Below are 21,352 nucleotides of genomic sequence, written 5' to 3' on the forward strand. Positions count from 1 at the left end.
AAGGGGAGGGGGAATCCCCTCCCTTCATCGATTTATTTATGCCGGCTACGCAGGTTCTCGACCACTGCCGTCAAATCCAGCCCCTGATCCTGCAGCAGTACCAGCAGGTGATACATCAGATCCGACGCTTCGTTCTTCAGTTCGAACTGGTCATGCACCGTCGCGGCCAGCGCGGTTTCCACGCCTTCTTCCCCGACTTTTTGCGCAATACGCTTGGTACCGCTGGCGTACAGCTTCGCGGTATATGAGCTTTGCGGATCCGCATGCTTACGCTCGGCCAGCAGTTGCTCCAGCTGATACAGGAACAGCCACTGGTGGCCGGCGTCACCGAAGCAGCTTGATGTGCCTTTATGGCAGGTCGGACCGATTGGGTTAACCAGCACCAGCAGGGTATCGTTGTCGCAATCCGGCGTAATGCTCACCACGTTGAGAAAGTTGCCGGAGGTTTCCCCTTTGGTCCACAGACGCTGTTTGGTCCGCGAATAAAAGGTCACTTTACCGCTCTCTTCGGTCTTCGCCAGCGCATCCTGATTCATATAGCCCAACATCAGGACTTCGCCGGAGATGGCGTGCTGTACGATGGCCGGCATCATGCCGTCGGTTTTTTCCCAGTCCAGCTGTTCAGTTAACATACCCTAATCTCCACGCCCTGTGCTGCCAGGTACGTTTTTAGTTCACCAATATTAATAATCTGCTTGTGGAACACCGACGCCGCCAGCGCACCGTCGACGTTGGCGTCGCGGAAGGCTTCAAGGAAGTGCTCCATGGTGCCGGCGCCGCCGGAGGCGATAAGCGGTACGTGGCAGACGGCGCGGACTTTGCGCAACTGTTCAAGATCGTAGCCGTTACGCACGCCGTCCTGATTCATCATGTTCAGCACGATCTCGCCGGCGCCACGTTTCTGGACTTCCTGCACCCAGTCGAGAGTCTCCCACTGAGTCACGCGCGTGCGGCTCTCATCGCCGGTGTACTGGTTGACGTGATATTTACCGCTCTCGGCATCAAACCAGGTGTCGATACCCACCACAATACACTGCACGCCAAAACGATCGGCCAGACGGGTAATCAGCGTCGGATCGGCCAGCGCCGGGGAGTTAATCGAAATCTTGTCGGCGCCGAAGGAGAGAATCTGCGCCGCATCGTCGAGGGATTTAATTCCGCCCGCGACGCAGAAAGGAATATCGATCACTTCCGCTACCCGCGACACCCAGCTTTTATCGACGACGCGGCCGTCGCTGGAGGCGGTGATATCGTAGAACACCAGCTCATCAGCGCCTTCGTCGGCATAGCGTTTCGCCAGCGGGACGATATCGCCGATGATTTCGTGATTACGGAACTGCACGCCTTTCACTACCTGGCCGTCACGAACGTCGAGGCAGGGGATTATCCGTTTTGCCAGCATTGAATGGCCTCCGTTACATTAAATTTACCTTCCAGCAGCGCGCGACCGACAATCACGCCGCGCACACCGGTTCCGCGCAGCGCGGCAATATCCTGCAGATCGCCGATACCGCCAGAAGACTGAAAGGCCACCTGCGGATAGCGGGCGCACACTTCTTCATACAGCGCGACGTTGGACCCCGCCAGAGTGCCATCGCGAGAGATATCGGTGCACAGGACGTGCTGCAGCCCGACGGATTGATAGCTCTCCACCAGCTCTTCCAGCGTCACGCCGGAGTTTTCCTGCCAGCCGCTGACTGCCACCTGCTTGTTGCCTTCCGCGTCGATACGTACGTCCAGCGCCAGCACCAGATGCTGCGGGCCAAAACGCTTAAACCAGCCTTTTACCACTTCCGGCGATTTCACCGCCGTCGAACCCACCACCACGCGCGCCACGCCTGCGGCAAGCAGGGCCGCCACATCTTCTTCCGTCCGCACGCCGCCGCCAACCTGCACCGGTACGTTCACGCCGGCCACCAGCGTTTTCAGCAGCGGGATCTGGCGCCTGGCCGGGTCTTTCGCGCCGGTCAGGTCGACCAGATGCAGCACTTCGGCCCCTTGCGCCGCGTACGACTGCAGGCGCGGCAGCGGATCGTTGCCGTAGTCGCGCTGCTGACCGTAATCGCCCTGATGGAGACGGACAACCGTGCCGTCAATTAAATCTAAAGCAGGAATGATCATCACATCTCCAGGAAGTTTTTCAGCAGCTGCGCGCCGGCGCTGCCCGAGCGTTCCGGGTGGAACTGGACGCCAAAAAAGTTATCTTTCTGTACCGCCGCGGTGAACGGCTCGCCGTAATGACACTGGGCGATGGTGTAAGGATTCACCGGCATGGCATAGCTGTGAACGAAATAAAAATAAGCGCCGTCATCGATACCGTGGAACAGACGATTCCCGGCTTTCGGATAGACCCGGTTCCAGCCCATATGCGGCAGCGGCAGCCCGTGGTCGGTCATTTTAGGCACGTCTTCTTCGATAATGCCCAGCAAATCCACGCCGTTGCTCTCTTCGCTACGCCGCCCCAGCAGCTGCATGCCGAGGCAGATGCCGAGCACCGGCTGGGTGCAGGCTTTCACCAGCTCAATCAGCTCGCGTTCGCGAATCTGGTCCATGGCCGCCTGCGCGGTACCGACGCCGGGTAAAAACAGTTTATCGGCGCGCAGCACCACATCCGGATCGCGGCTGACCGCCGGCTCATAGCCGTGGCGGCCGATTGCCGACTTTACCGAATTGAGGTTGGCGCAGCCGGTGTCGAGGATCACCACGTTCATCACAGGACTCCTTTCGACGAGGGCAGCGTATCGCCCTGCACGCGAATGGCCTGACGCAGCGTACGGCCAAAGGCCTTAAACAGGCTTTCGACGCGATGATGGTCGTTCTTGCCCTTCGTTTTCAGGTGCAGCGTGACCGCCATGGTGTAGGAGAGCGAGCGGAAGAAGTGCTCAACCATCTCGGTGCTCAGATCGCCGACGCGCTGATAGGCGAAGTCGGCTTTATATTCCAGGTGCGGGCGACCGGAAATATCCAGCGCGCAGCGGGCCAGACATTCGTCCATCGGCAGCACAAACCCAAAACGGTTGATCCCGCGCTTATCGCCCAGCGCCAGCCTCAACGCCTCGCCCAGCGCCAGACCGGTATCTTCCACGGTGTGGTGATCGTCAATATAGAGGTCGCCGCCAACGTTAATTTCAAGACGGAAGCCGCCGTGGGTGGCGATTTGATCGAGCATATGATCGAAGAAGCCGACGCCGGTGTGGATTTTGCTGCCGCCTTCGCGATCCAGCCAGACTTTGACATCCACCTGGGTCTCTTTGGTGTTGCGCTCAACGTGGGCATAGCGGTCGCGGCGAGTCAGCTGTTCGCAGATAGTCGGCCAGTTCAGCGTCTCGCGATCATAGCGCAGGCCAGTAATGCCCATGTTATCCGCCAGCTGGATGTCGGTGGCGCGATCGCCGATAACGTAGCTGTGGGCTTTATCCATGACGTCTTCTTCCAGCCACGGCAGCACCAGCTGGGTTTTCGGCTTACGGCATTCGCAGTTGTCAGCCGGCAGATGCGGACAAATCAGCACGTCGTCGAAACTGACGCCCTGGGAAGAGAACACCTGCATCATCAGATTGTGCGGGCCGTCAAACTCCGCCTGCGGCAGACTGTCGGTCCCCAGACCGTCCTGATTGGTGATCATCACCAGTTTGTAACCTTCCTGCTGCAGTTTCAGCAGGGCCGGGATCACCTGCGGCTCAAAGGCCAGTTTTTCAAAGCGGTCTACCTGAAAATCAACCGGTGGCTCGGAAATCAGCGTACCGTCACGGTCAATAAAGAGAAACTTCTGGGTCATACATTCTCCGCAGTCAAAGCGTCAATCACGCGCTGGCTCTCTGCACGGGTACCGATAGTGATACGCAAACAGCCGCTTAATGAGGGTTGTTTATTCTGGTCTCGTAAGATAATGCCCTGATCCCACAAAGATTTAAACACTGCGCTGGACGCTTTAAAGCGCACGAGGACATAGTTAGTCTCGGAGTCAAAGACCTGTTCAACGCACGGGATACCGCGCAGCTGGCCGATCAGATACTCGCGCTCGTCGAGAATCTGCGCCACGCGCGCGCGCATCGCGGCGATACCCTGCTCGTTGAGCGCCTGGGCGGCAATGTCGGCTACCGGCGTTGACAGCGGGTAGGGGGCGATGACCTTCATTAACAGGCTAATCACCTCGGCGTTCGCGAGGGTAAACCCACAGCGCAGCCCGGCGAGGGCAAAGGCTTTTGACAACGTGCGCAGCACCACCAGGTGCGGATAGTCGCTCAGCCAGCCGGCCAGCGTCGCCTGCGGGCAGAATTCGATATAGGCTTCATCGGCCACCACGATCGCCTTCCCGCGGGTCATCTCCAGCAGCTTACGCATGTCGTCGGGATTGATAATCTGTCCGGTCGGGTTATTGGGGCTGCAAACAAAAACCACCTTCACACCGTCGAGATTGGCGGCAATACCGGGCAGATCGAGCTGCCAGTCGCTCAGGGCCGGCACGGTACGACAGGCCACGCCGATGGTTTCGGCGCTGACGCTGTACATGCCGTAGGTTGGCGGGCAATAGAGCACCGCATCTTGTCCCGGTTCGCAGAAGGCGCGGATCAGCAGCTCGATACCTTCATCGGCGCCGCGGCTGACCAGAACCTGCTCCGGCTTAACGCCGGCATAGCGGGCATAATTCTCAATCACCGCCTTGGGCTGGCATTCCGGATAGCGGTTCAGCGTCTGCTGGGTCAGCTGAAATTCGACGGCGGTCGGGAATTCATTGGCGTTCAACCAGACATCGCCTTTGCCGCCCAGACGGCGAGCAGACTGATAAGGCGTCAGATCGCGCACGTTAGCGCGGGCTAAATCTTCGATGCTCATGCTTGCTCCTTAAGGGCTGCAACGCGCAGCGTAACGGCATTTTTGTGGGCGGTCAGGCGCTCTGCGGCGGCGAGGATCTCAATGGTCGAGGCGAGGGCGGCAAAACCTTCGCGCGACAGCTCCTGCACGGTCATTCGTTTCTGGAAGTCCGCCAGTCCCAGACTTGAACAGGTGGCGGTATAGCCATAGGTCGGCAGCACGTGGTTGGTGCCGGAGGCATAATCACCGGCGGACTCCGGCGACCAGTCGCCGAGGAACACCGAACCGGCGCTGGTAATGCTGTCAACCAGTTCACGGGCGTTACGGGTCTGGATAATCAGGTGTTCCGGACCGTACTGGTTGGAGATTTCTACGCACTGGGCGAGATCGCGGGCCACGATAATACGGCTGGCCGAGAGCGCTTCCCGGGCGGTCTCCGCCCGCGGCAGCTCCGCCAGCTGGCGCTCAACGGCGCGGGCGACCTGTTGCCCCATCGCCGCATCCGGCGTCAGCAGGATCACCTGAGAATCCGGGCCGTGCTCCGCCTGCGACAGCAGATCAGAGGCGACAAAGTCCGGCGTCGCGCCGCCGTCGGCAATCACCAGCACTTCCGACGGTCCCGCCGGCATATCGATCGCCGCGCCGTCCAGTCGCTGGCTGACCTGGCGCTTGGCTTCGGTGACGAAGGCGTTGCCCGGGCCAAAAATCTTATCAACTTTTGCCACCGACTCGGTGCCGAAAGCGAGGGCGGCAATCGCCTGAGCGCCGCCGACGTTGAAGATTGTGCGCACGCCGCAAAGCTGGGCCGCGTAAAGAATCTCATCGGCAATCGGCGGCGGCGAGCACAGAACCACCTGCTGACATCCCGCGATGCGCGCCGGCGTCGCCAGCATCAGTACCGTCGAGAACAGCGGCGCAGAACCGCCGGGAATATAGAGGCCGACGGAGGCGATAGGGCGAGTCACCTGCTGGCAACGTACGCCCGGCAGCGTCTCCACATCCACGCCCGGCAGTTTTTGCGCGTTGTGGAAGGTCTCGATATTGCTGACCGCGACCGCCATGGCTTGTTTCAGCTCATCGCTGAGGCGCGCGCCGGCGGCGGCAATCTCTTCTTCGCTGACTTGCAGCGTTTTGACGTCGGTTTTATCAAACTTTGCGCTGTATTCACGCAGCGCCGCGTCGCCATTGTTTTTGACGTTATCAAGAATGTCCGCCACCGTGCGGGTGATGCTGTCGGAGGCAGAAATCGCCGGGCGCATTAAGAGCTGCTGCTGCTGTTGTGCGCTACAGCTGTTCCAGTCGATGATGGTATTGAAGCTCATGGTCGTTTCCCCTGTCTAATCTCTGAGACAGACCCGTCGGGCCTGTTCCCCGTGGATTACTCCATCATTTTCTCGATGGGCAGTACCAGAATGGAGCTGGCACCCAGCGCTTTCAGTTTTTCCATGGTTTCCCAGAACAGGGTTTCGCTGCTGACCATGTGCATGGCAACGCGCTGTTTGTCACCTGCCAGCGGCAGAATGGTCGGGCGCTCAGCGCCAGGCAGCAGGGCCACCACTTCCTCCAGACGTTCGGTCGGGGCGTGCATCATGATGTATTTGGATTCGCGCGCCTGAATCACCCCCTGAATACGGGTCAGCAGGCGGTCGATTAGCTGCTGTTTGGCATCGGCCATTTCGCCATCGCGCTGAATCAGGCAGGCTTTAGAGCGGAACATCACTTCCACTTCGCGCAGACCGTTGGCCTCCAGGGTCGCGCCGGTGGAGACCAGGTCGCAAATGGCGTCGGCCAGGCCAGCGCGCGGGGCGACTTCAACGGAACCGTTCAGCAGACAGGATTTAAAGGAGATGCCTTTCTGATCGAGGTAGCGCTTCAGCAGGTGCGGGTAGGAGGTGGCAATACGTTTGCCGTCCAGCGACGCCGGGCCGTCCCAGCGTTCATCCGCCGGAGTGGCCAGCGACAGGCGGCAGCCGCCAAAATCAAGACGACGCAGAGTGAAATAGCGCGGGTCTTCACCCTGAGCGCGACGGCTCAGCAGCTCTTCTTCCAGCACGTTCTCGCCAATGATGCCCAGATCCACCACGCCGTCCATAATCAGGCCCGGGATATCGTCATCGCGGACACGCAGAATGTCGATCGGCATATTTTCCGCCAGCGCAATCAGACGCTGGGTGTGCAAATTCACTTTAATGCCACAACGGCTCAGTAATTCGCGTGAATCTTCACTCAGGCGGCCTGATTTTTGAATAGCTATGCGTAAACGGCTGTTGTCTAACATTCTTGTTTCCTCTTAATTCCTGTCTGAATCTGTCCGAATTTGGTTCAAAAAAAAGCCCCCGGAAGTAAATCTTCCGGGGGCTCTATTCGCGCTCATGCACCTCTGGAAGATCTAAACGTCTTCCAGCACACATCGCCTGAAAGACTAGTCAGGATGATGGTGATGATGATGGTGTTTAAATTGAACGCTGTTCATAAAATTCTCTTTGAATGACTATGCATTTGATGCCTTTTAACCTAAACCACTTCAAGCGCAGAAAGCAAGGGCTTTTTACCATCATTAATTCATTTCATCTTCACTGAAGAAATTGTCAGTTGCCGCTGGCTGGCGTAGCCTTAAGTCAGCACAGCGAAAGAGTCAGGAGCCAGGTATGAAAAAGGTCGCAATTGTCGGTTTAGGATGGCTGGGCATGCCGCTCGCTTTGTCATTGAGCGCGCGGGGATGGCAGGTTACCGGCAGCAAAACCACCCAGGACGGCGTGGAGGCGGCGAGGATGTGCGGTATCGACAGCTTTCCGTTACGCCTGGAGCCGCAGCTGGTCTGCGATGCCGAAGATCTGGATGCATTGATGAACGTGGATGCGCTGGTGATTACGCTGCCGGCTCGCCGCAGCGGGCCCGGGGAGGATTTTTATCTGCAGGCGGTACAGGAGCTCGTCGATACGGCGCTGGCCTACCATATCCCGCGGATCGTCTTCACCAGTTCCACTTCCGTATACGGCAATGCCAGCGGGACGTTAAAAGAAAATTCGCCGCGCGATCCGCAAACCGCCAGCGGCAGGGTGTTGAAGGAGCTGGAGGACTGGCTGCACAACCTTCCGGGTACCTCGGTGGATATTTTGCGTCTGGCCGGACTGGTAGGGCCCTCTCGTCATCCCGGGCGTTTCTTTGCCGGGAAGTCCGCGCCGGACGGTCAGCACGGCGTGAACCTGGTACACCTGCAGGATGTCATTTCAGCAATCGAGCTGCTGCTGCAGGCTCCGAAGGGCGGACACATCTATAATATATGTGCGCCCAAACATCCGGCGCGCGGCGTGTTCTATCCGCAAATGGCCCGTGAACTTGGCTTACCGGCCCCGGTGTTTGCCGATAGCCCAAACGGCGGCGCCGGAAAAATTATTGATGGTAACCGTATCTGCTATGAACTGGGGTTTGACTATCAGTACCCCGATCCGCTGGTGATGCCGATGGAGTAATCCGCCAGCGGGGAATCGCGAACCTAAGGGGGCGGCGATGAAACCACTGCTGGATGTCCTCGTCATTCTGGATGCGCTGGAAAAAGAGGGGAGCTTTGCCGCGGCGTCGGCAAAGCTGTACAAAACGCCTTCTGCGCTGAGCTATACCATTCATAAACTGGAAAGCGATCTCAATATTCAGCTGCTTGACCGCAGCGGCCATCGGGCGCGCTTTACCCCCACCGGACAGATGCTGCTGGAAAAGGGGCGCGAAGTTCTGCATACCGTCCGCGAGCTGGAAAAACAGGCGATTAAACTGCATCAGGGCTGGGAAAATGCGCTGGTGCTGGCGGTGGATAACACCTTTCCCTTCTTTTTACTGGCGCCTCTGGTGAGCCGCTTCTATCAGCAGCATACCGCTGCCCGACTGCGTTTTGTCCGCGATACGCCGGCCAGCGGCTGGAGTGCGCTGGTGGAAGGGCGGGCTGATATCGTCGTAGGGGTCTTAAGCGACCCGCCGGCGCTCGTCGGCTATGGTTTTAGCCCGCTGGGCGAGCTGGCGCACATCTTTGTTATCGCGCCGCAGCACCCGCTGGCAAAAATGGATGCGCCGTTAAGCTGGCGGGCGATGAAACACTATCGGGCTATCGTCAGCGGGGGAGAATGGCCGCCGGTTGACGATCAGGAAAGCCTCGTGACGTACGATTTTGCCGGCCAGCTGATGTTGATTAGCGCGGGGCTCGGATGGGGATATGTGCCCAGGTATCTGGTGCAGGATCAGCTGGAAAGCGGTGAGCTGATAGAGAAAGAGGTGGCCTCTCATTTACCCGCGCATCGGGCATGGCTTGGCTGGAATGAAGACGCCGCCGGACTCTCTTGCGCATGGTGGCGCAGCGAGATTTTAGCAAATAATGCTATCCATACGATCTATGATATTAAAATTGTATAAATATTAATCTGTTAAGTAATTGTGGCGACGATTTGCCGCTTCAACATCTTGTCATTTGGCCAGTAAGTGTTGCAAAATACGCGGCCTGAAAAAATAGAAACTAGCCGACGCTTTTTTAAAGTGTCGGTTATTTTTTTGCTTTAAAGACACATCATTCAATACCAAGAGGCCGGGCTTCGTACCGGATAGATATTTACTAAAAACCGACAGTCGTTGTCGCTGAGGAATACACTAAAATGGGGCAATTTTTTGCTTACGCGCTGGCCTTCGCCGTAAAAGGGGATAACCACCATGTCGCATAACGCTACTCCAAAAACCTCTCGCGTGGAATTACGTAAAACGCTTACGTTGATTCCGGTTGTAATGATGGGCCTGGCCTATATGCAGCCGATGACGCTGTTCGATACGTTTGGTATCGTCTCTGGTTTGACCGACGGTCACGTCGCGACGGCTTACGCCTTCGCGTTGATCGCCATTCTCTTTACGGCACTCAGCTACGGTAAACTGGTTCGTCGTTTCCCGTCAGCGGGTTCCGCTTACACCTACGCTCAGAAATCCATCAGCCCGGCCGTGGGCTTTATGGTGGGCTGGTCATCGCTGCTGGACTATCTGTTCATGCCGATGATCAACATTCTGCTGGCCAAAATTTACTTTGAAGCGCTGGTGCCTTCTATTCCTTCGTGGATCTTCGTTGTCGCGCTGGTGGCCTTTATGACCATCTCTAACCTGCGCAGCATCAAGACCGTAGCAAACTTCAACACCCTGATCGTTATCCTGCAGATGGGGATCGTGGCGGTGATTGTTGGGCTGATTATCTACGGCGTGATGCACGGCGAAGGCGCAGGCACACTGACCAGCACCCGTCCGTTCTGGTCTGAAGGGGCGCACGTGGTGCCGATGATTACCGGTGCGACCATTCTGTGCTTCTCGTTCCTGGGCTTCGATGGCATCTCTTCGCTGTCTGAAGAGACCAAGGACGCTGAGCGCGTGATTCCGAAGGCTATTTTCCTGACTGCGTTGATTGGCGGCCTGATTTTCATCGGTGCCTCTTACTTCCTGCAGCTCTATTTCCCGGATATCTCGCGCTTTAAAGATCCGGACGCATCGCAGCCTGAAATTATGCTGTACGTCGCGGGTAAAACCTTCCAGTGGGGCGTGCTGATCTTCTCCAGCGTGACCGTGCTGGCTTCCGGCATGGCCGCGCATGCAGGCGTTTCTCGTCTGATGTACGTCATGGGCCGCGATGGCGTGTTCCCGACCCGTTTCTTCGGCTACGTACACCCGAAATGGCGTACTCCGGCGTGGAACGTGCTGCTGGTTGGCGCGATTGCTCTGCTGGCGATTAAATTCGACCTGGTGACGGCGACGGCGCTGATTAACTTTGGTGCGCTGGTGGCATTTACCTTCGTTAACCTGTCGGTCATCTCCCAGTTCTGGATCCGTGAAAAGCGTAACAAGACGCTGAAAGATCACTTTAACTACCTGATCCTGCCGGTGTGCGGCGCCCTGACCGTGGGTGCGCTGTGGATTAACCTGGAAGAGAGCTCAATGATTCTGGGCCTGATCTGGGGCGGTATTGGTCTGGTGTACCTGGCCTGCGTGACCAAAAGCTTCCGCAACCCGGTACCGCAGTACGAAGACGTAGCGTAACCATCGCCCGTTGTGATTAAAAAAGCCGGAGGGAAACCTCCGGCTTTTTTGTTTTTGTCCTCTGCCGTTCCCGGCCTGACTGCGGCTGATAACCCGAATCACGCCTTCCTACATCACCTTCAGAAGCGCATCCAGCAGCCCGGGAAAGCGCGCGTCGAGATCCTCCCGGCGCAGGGAAATCATATTCTCCCGCCCCTGAGGGCGCTGCCAGATGACGCCGCTATCGCGCAGGACGCGCCAGTGGTGGGTCATCGTCGACTTGGCGATGTCTTCATGACGCAATGCGTTACAGCTCTGCTCGCTGCCGTCGGCCAGGATGCGAACGATCTCCAGGCGCATCGGGTTACCAAGGGCAAAAAGAACATTTTCCAGGCGAATGTGTTCACGTTCGGGGTGATTGGCGATCATAATAATCCTGTGTCGGCGGTTGCGCGGCTCCCGGGAGTCGCGGCCCGTATCGGCGGCTGGCAGCTAATATATCCAAACTGAGGGTCTAACGCCACGCGTGCAAGCCGTCGCTTCACCAATGACAGTAATAGCAAAAATAGTTCGAATATACTCGTACAGTTGTACTATGATGACGGCAGTTAACCACTCTGCGGCACCATTTGGCCGCTTACTGACAGTCAAAATGACTAAGGACGCATCATGCCCCGACCCATCCCTCTCGAACGTTATCGCAACATCGGTATCTCCGCGCATATCGATGCCGGTAAAACCACCACCACCGAGCGCATTCTGTTTTACACCGGAATGAGCCACAAACTGGGTGAAGTACACGATGGCGCGGCAACCACTGACTGGATGGCGCAGGAGCAAGAGCGCGGAATTACGATTACTTCCGCTGCGGTGAGCTGCTTCTGGCCCGGCATGGACCGTAGCTTCGAGCCGCATCGTATCAATATTATCGATACCCCGGGCCACGTGGATTTCACCATCGAAGTAGAGCGCTCGATGCGCGTGCTGGATGGTGCGGTGATGGTCTATGACTCCGTCGGCGGCGTGCAGCCGCAATCGGAAACCGTGTGGCGACAGGCGAATAAATATCACGTTCCGCGGCTGGCCTTCGTCAATAAAATGGACCGTCCGGGCGCCGACTTCTTCCGCGTCGTGCAGATGATGATTGACCGCCTGAAAGCGAATCCCGTGCCGATCGTAATCCCCGTTGGTGCCGAGGAGCATTTCACCGGCGTGGTGGATCTCATCAAAATGCGCGCCATTTTATGGGATGACGCAACCCAGGGGATGACTTTCAGCTATGCGCCGGTACCGGACGAGCTGCTGGCAACCGCCCGGCAGTGGCGAGAAAAAATGGTCTCCGCAGCGGCGGAAGCTAACGATGAGCTGATGGATAAATATCTCGAGAGCGGCGAGTTGAGCGAGGCCGATATTGTGGCCGGGCTGCGTAAACGTACCGTCGGCGGCGAAATTCAGCCGGTGCTGTGCGGCAGCGCCTTTAAAAATAAAGGCGTGCAGCGGATGCTGGATGCGGTTATCGAACTGATGCCTTCGCCGCAGGATGTGCCGGCGATTGACGGCGTTGATGAGAAAGGGCTGCCGGCGGAACGCCATCCTGGCGACGACGAACCGTTCTCGGCGCTGGCGTTTAAACTGATGACCGACCCGTACGTCGGCCAGCTGACCTTTATTCGTGTCTATTCCGGCACCCTGAAAAAAGGCGATGCGGTCTATAATCCGGTCAAAGGCAAGAAAGAACGCATCGGGCGTATTGTGCTGATGCATGCCAACGATCGCCATGAAGTAGATGAGCTGCATGCCGGGGATATTGCCGCCTGCGTCGGGTTGAAAGATGTCACCACCGGCGACACCCTGTGCGATCCGAATGCGATCATTACCCTGGAACGGATGGAGTTCCCGGAGCCGGTGATTTCGCTGGCGATTGAGCCGAAAACCAAAGCGGATCAGGAGAAAATGGGGATTGCCCTACAGCGCCTGGCCTCTGAGGATCCCTCTTTCCGTCTGCATACGGATGAAGAGTCCGGACAGACAATTATCTCCGGGATGGGCGAACTGCACCTGGAAATTATCGTCGACCGGATGAAGCGTGAGTTTGGCGTTGAGGCGAATATCGGCCGTCCACAGGTCACCTACCGCGAAACACTGCGTAAAACGGTGAAAGAGGTGGAAGGTAAATTTGTCCGTCAGTCCGGCGGGAAAGGGCAGTATGGTCATGTTGTGCTGACCCTCGAACCGCTGGCGCCGGGGAGCGGTTTTGTGTTTGAAGACGCAACGAAAGGCGGCGTGGTGCCACGCGAGTACATTCCTTCGGTGGAGAAAGGCTTGCGTGAAGCGATGGGCACCGGCGTGCTGGCGGGTTATCCGGTCGTCGATGTCAAAGCGACCCTGACATTTGGTTCGTATCATGATGTCGACTCATCGGAAATGGCCTTCCGCATGGCGGCGATTTTTGGCTTCAAGGAGGGGGCGCGCAGAGCCGATCCGGTGATTCTCGAACCGGTGATGCATGTGGAGGTGGAAACGCCGGAAGAGTATGCCGGGAATATTATGGGCGATCTCTCTTCTCGTCGTGGCATGGTGCAGGGGATGGAAGAGCGATTCGGCAGCCAGATTATCCGCGCGGATGTTCCGCTGGCTGAAATGTTTGGCTATTCCACTACGCTGCGCTCGATGTCGCAGGGACGAGCGACCTACAGTATGGAGTTCCATCACTACGCGGAAGCCCCGCGCAACGTGGCTGACGCGATTATCGCCAGCCGCGCCAAAGGCTAAATCACCGTTCCCGGGTCGTGGCTCTTGCCTCACCCGGGAGACGGGAGCGTGCTGTATTGGGTTTTATCGCCCGGACAGGGCGCAGCAAGCGCCGCCTCCGGGCGCTCCCGCAAATTAAACAATCTCCTGCGCGTATTGCCACAGCGCCTTCAGCTGCGCGAGCTTTTCACTGTCCTGTTCATGCTGTTGATACAGCATCTGCAACTCATCGGCATAGGCCTGCAAAAACGCCGGCGTAAACACCTCGCGACGATGTTCTAACCAGCGCTGCTGCTCGGCCTCGTCAAGGCTGCCGGGGAAGTTGCGGGCGCGGTAGTTAAACAGCAGACTCTCGATCCGTTTGTCGGCAAAAGTAATATCCAGCGCCGGCAGGTTGCGCGGCTCGGTTTCCAGCACAATTTTCATCGCCGCGCGGTCGGCATCGCTGAAAAAGCCGTTATAGAGCTGAGTATCGACGTTGTCGGAGGGAACAAACGGCTCCGCTTCAGCGAAAATAGCCACCGCTTTTTCCCGCACCTGCGGATGACTGCGCAACAGCTGCAGGTTATCCAGACAGCGCTGGCGGTTAATCCCCAGGCGGTCGGCATCCTGCGGGCGTAGCGTATTATCCTGCGCCAGCACCGGGCATTTGTTGAGATGAACCAGCTTAATCGGTACCGCCGCCAGTTCGCCCAGATCGGCTTTTGGCGTGTACAGACGCTCGCGTAGGGTATCGGCATCCAGTTCCAGCAGCGGCGTCATATCGCCGGCCAGATCGACCATGATCACCGCATTGCGGTTATCCGGATGCCAGGCCAGCGGTGCCACCAGGCTGGTGTTGCCGCGCGCCGCGCCGAACATGCCGGAAACATGGACCAGCGGCTTCATTTGCGGAACGTCGATCAGTGTCGCCAGCTTGCGCTTGTTGCGATGACTATAGAGATAGTCAAACAGACGCGGTTGCCGGGCTTTGACCAGTTTTGCCATGGCGATGGTGGCGTAAACGTCGGCCATCGCGTCGTGGGCGTTGCTGTGTTCAATATCATTAGCGACAGTCAGATGCTCAAGGCGAAAGCTTGGCAGTCCGTCGTCGTTCTCCGGCCAGTTGATCCCTTCCGGGCGCAGGGCGTAACAGGCGCGCATCACATCCAGCAGATCCCAGCGAGAGTTGTCGTGCTGCCAGCTCCAGGCGTAGGGATCGTAAAAGTTACGATAGAAAATATTCCGGCTGACCTCATCATCGAAGCGCACGTTGTTATAGCCGACGATGCAGGTTTTCGGCACCGTGAACAGATCGTGAATCCGGCGGGCAAAGGCGGCTTCATTATCGCCTTTGGCGTTCGCTTCCTGCGGGGTGATCCCGGTTATCATCACCGCCTGCGGCTGCGGCAGATAGTCGTCGGCCAGTTTGCAGTAGAAAACCTCCGGCTCACCGATGATATTCAGTTCGGCATCGGTGCGAATGGCGGCGAACTGGGCCGGCCGATCGAGCGCAGGGTGGGTACCGAAGGTTTCGTAATCGTGGAATAAAAATCCGGGCTGGTTGGCGCTATCTTGCATAATCTGTTCATTTTCCATGGTGGCTGGCACCCGTTATGGTAAACGATTTACCTGGGCATCAGAAGGGCGTTGGCTGCGCGGCGCTTTTGCCGTGTCATATTTTCTTGCAATTAAACCCTGATTTGAAAGGAGAACTTCCGTAAAAAGGACGGCGAATCTGTCAATTTAGAGGATATGCCGTTGAAAGGCCGTTTTTTTATTGCTGTAACTTTGCTCGCTTCGAGCGTTTCTTGCGCATTTGCTGCCAATGATTTCCCCGTCACCGTGCCGCCACCGTCCATTCAGGCGGGCTCCTGGGTACTGATGGATTACACGACCGGACAGATCCTGACTGCGGGTAATGAACACCAGCAGCGCAACCCTGCCAGCCTGACCAAACTCATGACCGGATACGTCGTCGATCGCGCCATCGACAGTCATCGTATCTCCTTTGACGATATTGTGACCGTCGGCCGCGACGCCTGGGCGAAAGGCAACCCTGTCTTTGACGGCTCGTCGTTGATGTTCCTTAAGGCCGGCGATCGGGTCAGCGTCCGGGATTTAAGCCGCGGCCTCATCGTCGACTCCGGCAATGATGCCTGCGTGGCGCTGGCTGATTATGTCGCAGGCGGCCAGCCGCAGTTCGTGGCCATGATGAATGAGTACGTAAAAAAACTGCATCTGCAGGATACCCACTTTGAAACCGTGCATGGCCTGGATGCGCCGGGTCAACACAGCTCGGCGTACGATCTTGCGGTGCTGTCGCGGGCGATCATTCACGGCGAGCCCGACGTTTATCACATGTACAGCCAAAAAAGCCTGACGTGGAACGGGATCACCCAGCAGAACCGGAACGGGCTGCTGTGGGATAAGACCATGAATGTTGATGGATTAAAGACCGGGCATACCTCCGGCGCCGGCTTTAACCTGATTGCCTCCGCGGTGGACGGCCAGCGGCGCCTGATTGCCGTAGTGATGGGTGCCGATAGCCCGAAAGGGCGCGAACAGCAGGCGGCAAAACTGCTGCACTGGGGCCAGCAAAATTTCGACACCGTTCAGGTGCTGCAAAAGGGCAAAAAGGTCGGCAGCGAACGTATCTGGTACGGTGATAAAGAACAAATCCAGCTGGGTACCGATCAGGATTTCTGGCTGGCGCTGCCGAAGTCGGAAGTGCCGCGTATTAAAGCCAAATATGTGCTGGATAAAAAAGATCTTGAGGCGCCAATTGCCGCAAATCAACGGGTCGGGGAAATCTCACTCTATGACGGCGACAAAGTGGTCGCTCACTGGCCGCTGGTGACGCTGGAAAGCGTCGGCAAGGGCGGGGTGTTCTCGCGGATGAGCGATTATCTGCATCACGCGCTGTAACCGCAACGCCCCGCACGGGGCGTTTTTTTTGCTCATTTTTCGCCCCCCTTCATTGGCCACTCTGTGAATCAGCGCACATACTGATGTGCATCACCTGGCTACAGTATATGTACATTTATACAGTTGTTATCACTGGTGGAGGCAATATGAACTACAGCGTGAAGTCCGTCGGCAAACGAACCATTGCCGGTTTTCATATGGTGGGGCCCTGGGAGCAGACCGTTAAACAGGGTTTTGAGCAGCTTATGGCGTGGGTCAGCGGCCGTCAGATTCCGGCACAGGAGTGGGTGGCCGTTTACTATGACAATCCCGATCAGGTTCCACCGGAGAAGCTGCGCTGCGATACGGTGGTCACCGTAGCAGACGATTTCGTCATTCCGCCCAATAGCGAAGGGGTTATTCTCACTGAGATTGCCGGGGGAGAGTATGCAGTCGCCAGCGCGCGGGTGGAAAATCACGACTTCTCGACGCCGTGGCTGGCGTTCTTCAATAGCCTGGTGCAGAGCAAGGCGTATCGGCTGGCGGAAAAACCCTGTTTTGAGGTCTATCTCAACGACGGCAATCAGGACGGTTACTGGGACATCGAAATGTATGTCGCGGTGGAACGGGTGGCGAAATAAGCGCTTACCCCTGCAGTGGACAAGGTTTTTTACATTAGCGTACTGCTTACATTGAAAAAGCAGTTACAATTGGCCTTTGCTTCCTGCCGCCGTTTGCTTGCTGGAGAGGTCTGTGCGCGCTGATAAATCACTTAAGCCTTTCGAAATCCGTCTGTATCGCCACTATCGCGTGGTGCATGGTATTCGAATTGCTCTGGCCTTTGTCCTTACCTTTTTGCTGGTTCGTTTGCTGAATGTACCGGAAGGAACGTGGCCTCTGATCACTCTGGTGGTGGTGATGGGGCCGATTTCGTTCTGGGGCAACGTGGTGCCGCGCGCCTTTGAGCGTATCGGCGGCACTATCCTGGGCTCGGCGCTCGGGCTGGTGGCGTTAAAGCTTGAGCTTATCTCCTTACCCGTCATGGTGCTGTGGTGCGCGGTGGCGATGTTCCTCTGCGGCTGGCTGGCGTTAGGGAAAAAACCGTATCAGGCGCTGCTCATCGGCATTACGCTGGCGGTGGTGGTGGGCGCGCCGCCAGGGGATATGCACACCGCGCTATGGCGAAGCGGCGATGTTATCTTTGGTTCCCTGCTGGCCATGCTGTTCACCGGCATCTGGCCGCAGCGGGCGTTCCTGCACTGGCGAATCCAGATGGCAAATTACGTCACCGCCTTCAACCGTCTTTATCAGGCCGGGTTCTCCCCCAATCTGGTGGAAAGACCGCGGCTGGAAAAACATCTGCAAAAAGTGCTTAACGATGTGGTGAAGATGCGCGGGCTGATTACCCCGGCGAGTAAAGAAACCCATATCCAGAAAGCCATCTTTGAAGCTATTCAAACCGTGAGTCGTAACCTGGTCTGCATGCTGGAACTGCAGATCAATGCATACTGGAGCTCGCGTCCCGGCCATTTTGTGATGCTGAACGCCCACACGCTGCGCGAGACCCAGCAGATGACCCAGCAAACGCTGCTGACGATTGCGCATGCGCTGTATGAAGGTAATCCGCAGCCGATTCGCGCCAACACGGAAAAACTCAATGATATCGTCGCCGAACTGCGCGAACTAATGAAAGAGCATCAGGGAGATAGCCTGGCGGAAACCCCGATCCACGGCTACGTCTGGCTGACGATAGAACTGGCGCGCCAGCTTGAACTGCTGTCGAATTTAATCTGCCGGGCTTTGCGTAAATAAAAACCAGATGCGCGCAATTTGCCCACAGGTTGCTTCGATTCAGCAGCATTTAGGGTTATGATAAACGTAAAGGAAAAAACATTGTCATCCGCGGCTGCTAACAGTTATGTTAGCCCTATATAGCAGTCGCTTTAGCGAATCCGAATCTCAAATATTAGGGGTGTAAAAATGGAAACAACTAAGCCTTCTTTCCAGGACGTACTGGAGTTTGTTCGTCTGTATCGTCGTAAGAACAAATTGCAGCGTGAAATTCAGGACGTTGAGAAAAAGATCCGTGATAACCAGAAGCGCGTACTGCTGCTGGACAACCTCAGTGACTACATCAAACCGGGCATGAGCGTTGAAGCTATTCAGGGCATCATCGCCAGCATGAAAAGCGATTACGAAGATCGTGTTGATGACTACATCATCAAAAATGCCGAACTGTCGAAAGAACGTCGTGACATTTCCAAAAAGCTGAAAGTCATGGGCGAAGCGAAGGTCGAAGAGTAATCGCATCGTACCTGCCCGGCGGCGGCTCTCGCCGTCGGGAATTATCCCCTCTCTGATTTATCTCCTTCTCCCGGTGGCGAACCGCTGCGTCACGCCAGCTTTCATGCGCGACGGCGTTCACGACGGGCTATGGCAAATCACCTGCAAGTGCTACGAGGAACATGATGGACAATCTTTCGGCCTTCATCGCCGACATTCCGCTGCCGGACCGCGCGGCGATGGCTCAGGCGCAACAACATCTGGATGGGTTATTGAAACCCCCGGGCAGTCTGGGACGACTGGAGGCGCTGGCAGTACAGCTGGCCGGAATGCCAGGGCTGCAGGGACAGCTGCAGCTGGCGGAAAAAGCCATTGTGGTGATGTGCGCCGATCACGGCGTCTGGCACGAAGGGGTGGCGATCTCGCCGCAGGCCGTTACGGCGATTCAGGCGATAAACATGACCCGCAAGAATACCGGCGTCTGCGTGCTGGCGGCCCAGGCGGGCGCGCAGGTGCATGTAGTCGATGCCGGTATCGACGCGGATCCGATCCCTGGTCTGGTGGATATGAGAGTGGCGCGCGGCAGCGGTAATATTGCCCGCACGGCGGCAATGAGCCGGGAACAGGCGACGGCGCTGCTACTGGCCAGCATTCGCTATACGCGAGAACTGGCGTCGCAGGGCGTACGCGTGTTCGGCGTTGGCGAACTGGGGATGGCGAACACCACGCCGGCGGCGGCGGTCGTCAGCGTTCTTACCGGGAACGACGCGCAGGATGTGGTGGGCATCGGCGCTAACCTGCCGGTCTCGCAGCTGGGTCACAAAGCCGATGTCGTCCGTCGGGCGATTGCTGTGAATCAGCCGCAGGCCGACGATGGTCTTGACGTGCTGGCGAAAGTCGGCGGATTTGATTTGGTGGGGATGACCGGCGTGATGCTGGGCGCCGCCTCCTGCGGACTGCCGGTTGTGCTGGACGGTTTCCTCTCCTATGCCTCCGCACTGGCAGCCTGCCGTCTGGCTCCAGGCGTGCATTCGTATCTGATCCCTTCACATCTGTCGGCGGAAAAAGGGGCGCGTATTGCGCTGGAACATCTGCAGCTGAAGCCCTATCTGGATATGGATATGCGGCTGGGAGAGGGGAGCGGTGCCGCGCTGGCGATGCATCTTGTGCAGGCGGCGTGCACCGTATTTAACGAAATGGGCACCCTGGCGGAGAGTAATATCGTGCTGCCGGAAAGCCGCTAAGCCAGATTCAGGGCGACGGCCGTCGCCCTGAATTTTTGCGGATTTACAGCGCTTTTTGCCATACGCTCTGCGGCAGCAGATAGACATTCGCTTCCGCGTTCATGCCGTCCGTGACGATGTGATGAATCCCGCTGGCCATGACGGCGAGGGTTACGTCAAAGGCGTTCAGGCTGTCACCAAATCCCGCAGTCAGGTTCAGCATTGAGCCGTTGGCCATCAGGTAGACGGTTTTATCGCTCACCCGGTACGCATTAATATACGGCATCACCTCATCGTGGCTGAACTGACGCAGGTAGCCGCAGTCGATCTCTTCCGCAACGTGGCCGACATTGAGAATAAAGACGCCATCTTTGGCGTTATCCAGCGCCGTACTATTGACCACTTTTTTCGCACCGGTTGCCGTAGCGACCACATCTGCCGAGGCGATGGCATCCTGTAAATCAACAACATGCCAGCCATCATAGGCCGCCTGCAGGCGACGGGCGGGATCGATCTCTGCCACCATCACCTGTCCGCCAAAGGCTTTTGCTGCGGCGGCAACGCCTTGTCCCACCAGACCGTAGCCAATGACCAGCACTTTCTTCTCATGCAGCGTCAGGTGAGTCGTCTGGAAGAAGGTGTGCCAGGCCGTGAGACCCACCATATGGCGGTTATGCAGTCCCTCTTTAACAGGGAGATCGTCCCAGTTAAAGATAGGGTAGCCGGGACGAATATCGCCCAGGCGGCTGACGCCGGAGCCGGTTGCTTCCAGACCGGCGACGATGTTGCCAAATTCCCCGCGCTGGTGCAGCAGGGTGGTGATATCGGCGCCCATTTCACACAGATGGGTCGGGCCCCAGGCGATCGCTTTTTCCCAGGACTGCTGCCAGTCGGCATCGCTCATATCGCGCCAGGCGCAGGCTTGTGCACCGCGCTCTACCAGCCAGGCGACAACGTCGTCCTGAACGGTGGTGGGGTTACAGGTGGTCAGAAAGACTTTCGCTCCTTTCTCCAGTATCCCCTGCACCAGCGGAATCATTTTCATATCCAGATGCATGCAGCAGGCCAGGCGGACATGGCTCAGATCGGGAAGGGCGGCGACCTGACGCAGCGTGCGCGGCATATTCTGGCTGGCCCATGCCACGTCTTTCACTAAATTTGTCTTATTATTCACTGTATTGTGACCTTCAATCCGTAGAGTGGGTTAAATCCCGGTGGGGAAATGATTCTAACGTAGTGTCCCGGGATCACATAACGGCGGCGCATCGCTAAATTCAGGGGGGGGGAGGGAAGTAGCCCTTCGAAAGATATGGTTGTTAAAATATGGTTAAAAAATGAAAATAAAATATAAGTAATTTATATGA

General features: G+C 57.2%; 23 protein-coding genes and 1 other annotated feature. Of the genes, 10 read left to right on the top strand and 13 right to left on the bottom strand.

All coding sequences use genetic code 11. The annotated features are described in order from the left end of the window. Positions 1 to 32: 32 nt before the first annotated feature. The 9 genes from hisIE to hisL all read right to left on the bottom strand — a co-directional run bounded on the left by hisIE (position 33) and on the right by hisL (position 7,288). The gene (gene hisIE / locus Q1L34_RS08280; RefSeq protein WP_015583934.1) at positions 33 to 632 is read right to left on the bottom strand and encodes a bifunctional phosphoribosyl-AMP cyclohydrolase/phosphoribosyl-ATP diphosphatase HisIE; all 600 of its coding nucleotides are present in this window, start codon (positions 630 to 632) and stop codon (positions 33 to 35) included. Continuing rightward, positions 626 to 1,402, bottom strand: coding sequence for an imidazole glycerol phosphate synthase subunit HisF (gene hisF, locus Q1L34_RS08285; protein WP_004864530.1), 777 nt, complete (start codon positions 1,400 to 1,402; stop codon positions 626 to 628). Before hisF ends, hisIE begins: the two co-directional genes overlap by 7 nt. Continuing rightward, on the bottom strand, positions 1,384 to 2,121 hold the full coding sequence (gene hisA / locus Q1L34_RS08290) for a 1-(5-phosphoribosyl)-5-[(5-phosphoribosylamino)methylideneamino]imidazole-4-carboxamide isomerase (protein WP_044348427.1): 738 nt from the start codon (positions 2,119 to 2,121) through the stop codon (positions 1,384 to 1,386). The genes hisF and hisA overlap by 19 nt, the downstream gene beginning before the upstream one ends. Next, entirely contained in the window at positions 2,121 to 2,711 is a 591-nt protein-coding gene (gene hisH, locus Q1L34_RS08295) for an imidazole glycerol phosphate synthase subunit HisH (RefSeq protein ID WP_266280178.1), read from the bottom strand. Before hisH ends, hisA begins: the two co-directional genes overlap by 1 nt. After that, entirely contained in the window at positions 2,711 to 3,778 is a 1,068-nt protein-coding gene (gene hisB / locus Q1L34_RS08300; protein ID WP_044348430.1) for a bifunctional histidinol-phosphatase/imidazoleglycerol-phosphate dehydratase HisB, read from the bottom strand. Before hisB ends, hisH begins: the two co-directional genes overlap by 1 nt. Continuing rightward, complete coding sequence (hisC, locus tag Q1L34_RS08305; protein ID WP_032717877.1) at positions 3,775 to 4,836, bottom strand: histidinol-phosphate transaminase; 1,062 nt, start codon at positions 4,834 to 4,836, stop codon at positions 3,775 to 3,777. Before hisC ends, hisB begins: the two co-directional genes overlap by 4 nt. Continuing rightward, entirely contained in the window at positions 4,833 to 6,137 is a 1,305-nt protein-coding gene (hisD, locus tag Q1L34_RS08310) for a histidinol dehydrogenase (protein WP_048023833.1), read from the bottom strand. The genes hisC and hisD overlap by 4 nt, the downstream gene beginning before the upstream one ends. 56 nt (positions 6,138 to 6,193) lie before the next feature. Then, a complete protein-coding gene (gene hisG, locus Q1L34_RS08315; RefSeq protein ID WP_015583940.1) occupies positions 6,194 to 7,093 on the bottom strand; it encodes an ATP phosphoribosyltransferase in 900 nt (299 codons plus the stop codon). Between the two features lie 46 nt (positions 7,094 to 7,139). Then, positions 7,140 to 7,262, bottom strand: a sequence feature (His leader region). After that, on the bottom strand, positions 7,238 to 7,288 hold the full coding sequence (hisL, locus tag Q1L34_RS08320; protein ID WP_099130698.1) for a his operon leader peptide: 51 nt from the start codon (positions 7,286 to 7,288) through the stop codon (positions 7,238 to 7,240). Its footprint overlaps the feature before it by 25 nt. Before the next feature lie 175 nt (positions 7,289 to 7,463). Here hisL and Q1L34_RS08325 point away from each other — a divergent pair, with 175 nt between their 5' ends. The 4 genes from Q1L34_RS08325 (at position 7,464) to Q1L34_RS08335 (ending at position 10,866) form a co-directional block, all read left to right on the top strand. Then, entirely contained in the window at positions 7,464 to 8,288 is an 825-nt protein-coding gene (locus Q1L34_RS08325; RefSeq protein WP_044348434.1) for an SDR family oxidoreductase, read from the top strand. 37 nt (positions 8,289 to 8,325) lie between these two features. Continuing rightward, the gene (locus tag Q1L34_RS08330; protein WP_032717873.1) at positions 8,326 to 9,216 is read left to right on the top strand and encodes a LysR family transcriptional regulator; all 891 of its coding nucleotides are present in this window, start codon (positions 8,326 to 8,328) and stop codon (positions 9,214 to 9,216) included. Between the two features lie 236 nt (positions 9,217 to 9,452). Next, the gene (gene yoeI, locus Q1L34_RS28410) at positions 9,453 to 9,518 is read left to right on the top strand and encodes a membrane protein YoeI (RefSeq protein ID WP_099002043.1); all 66 of its coding nucleotides are present in this window, start codon (positions 9,453 to 9,455) and stop codon (positions 9,516 to 9,518) included. Beyond that, on the top strand, positions 9,508 to 10,866 hold the full coding sequence (locus Q1L34_RS08335) for an APC family permease (protein ID WP_004864512.1): 1,359 nt from the start codon (positions 9,508 to 9,510) through the stop codon (positions 10,864 to 10,866). Before yoeI ends, Q1L34_RS08335 begins: the two co-directional genes overlap by 11 nt. A 108-nt stretch (positions 10,867 to 10,974) precedes the next feature. Here the strand turns inward: Q1L34_RS08335 and Q1L34_RS08340 are convergent, their stop codons facing one another. Continuing rightward, positions 10,975 to 11,274, bottom strand: a complete 300-nt coding sequence (locus Q1L34_RS08340; RefSeq protein WP_004864510.1) for an ArsR/SmtB family transcription factor — start codon at positions 11,272 to 11,274, stop codon at positions 10,975 to 10,977. Between the two features lie 240 nt (positions 11,275 to 11,514). Here Q1L34_RS08340 and fusA point away from each other — a divergent pair, with 240 nt between their 5' ends. Further along, positions 11,515 to 13,617 (top strand): elongation factor G, encoded by a 2,103-nt coding sequence (gene fusA, locus Q1L34_RS08345; RefSeq protein WP_015583943.1) that lies wholly within the window; start codon positions 11,515 to 11,517, stop codon positions 13,615 to 13,617. Between the two features lie 114 nt (positions 13,618 to 13,731). Here the strand turns inward: fusA and sbcB are convergent, their stop codons facing one another. Both sbcB and Q1L34_RS08355 read right to left on the bottom strand, forming a co-directional pair. Beyond that, positions 13,732 to 15,156, bottom strand: coding sequence for an exodeoxyribonuclease I (gene sbcB / locus Q1L34_RS08350; RefSeq protein ID WP_306125076.1), 1,425 nt, complete (start codon positions 15,154 to 15,156; stop codon positions 13,732 to 13,734). A gap of 110 nt (positions 15,157 to 15,266) precedes the next feature. After that, the gene (locus Q1L34_RS08355) at positions 15,267 to 15,437 is read right to left on the bottom strand and encodes a hypothetical protein (RefSeq protein ID WP_223306675.1); all 171 of its coding nucleotides are present in this window, start codon (positions 15,435 to 15,437) and stop codon (positions 15,267 to 15,269) included. Here Q1L34_RS08355 and dacD point away from each other — a divergent pair. The 5 genes from dacD to cobT all read left to right on the top strand — a co-directional run bounded on the left by dacD (position 15,367) and on the right by cobT (position 20,009). Beyond that, positions 15,367 to 16,503, top strand: coding sequence for a serine-type D-Ala-D-Ala carboxypeptidase DacD (dacD, locus tag Q1L34_RS08360; RefSeq protein WP_225612343.1), 1,137 nt, complete (start codon positions 15,367 to 15,369; stop codon positions 16,501 to 16,503). The genes Q1L34_RS08355 and dacD overlap by 71 nt on opposite strands. 146 nt (positions 16,504 to 16,649) lie before the next feature. Further along, positions 16,650 to 17,123, top strand: coding sequence for a DNA gyrase inhibitor SbmC (gene sbmC / locus Q1L34_RS08365; protein ID WP_015583945.1), 474 nt, complete (start codon positions 16,650 to 16,652; stop codon positions 17,121 to 17,123). A gap of 112 nt (positions 17,124 to 17,235) precedes the next feature. Continuing rightward, the gene (locus Q1L34_RS08370) at positions 17,236 to 18,294 is read left to right on the top strand and encodes an FUSC family protein (protein ID WP_004864501.1); all 1,059 of its coding nucleotides are present in this window, start codon (positions 17,236 to 17,238) and stop codon (positions 18,292 to 18,294) included. A 168-nt stretch (positions 18,295 to 18,462) separates the two neighbouring features. Continuing rightward, a complete protein-coding gene (locus Q1L34_RS08375) occupies positions 18,463 to 18,786 on the top strand; it encodes a DUF496 family protein (RefSeq protein WP_004864499.1) in 324 nt (107 codons plus the stop codon). 164 nt (positions 18,787 to 18,950) lie between these two features. Then, positions 18,951 to 20,009: a nicotinate-nucleotide--dimethylbenzimidazole phosphoribosyltransferase gene (cobT, locus tag Q1L34_RS08380; protein ID WP_032717871.1), complete on the top strand. Its 1,059-nt coding sequence runs from the start codon at positions 18,951 to 18,953 to the stop codon at positions 20,007 to 20,009. A gap of 43 nt (positions 20,010 to 20,052) precedes the next feature. On the opposite strand, the gene Q1L34_RS08385 is transcribed toward cobT, so the two are convergent. Then, positions 20,053 to 21,162: an adenosylhomocysteinase gene (locus Q1L34_RS08385; protein ID WP_327204450.1), complete on the bottom strand. Its 1,110-nt coding sequence runs from the start codon at positions 21,160 to 21,162 to the stop codon at positions 20,053 to 20,055. Between the last annotated feature and the right edge of the window lie 190 nt (positions 21,163 to 21,352).

Source organism: Klebsiella ornithinolytica (assembly GCF_030505655.1).
Taxonomy (GTDB): Bacteria; Pseudomonadota; Gammaproteobacteria; order Enterobacterales; family Enterobacteriaceae; genus Klebsiella; species Klebsiella ornithinolytica.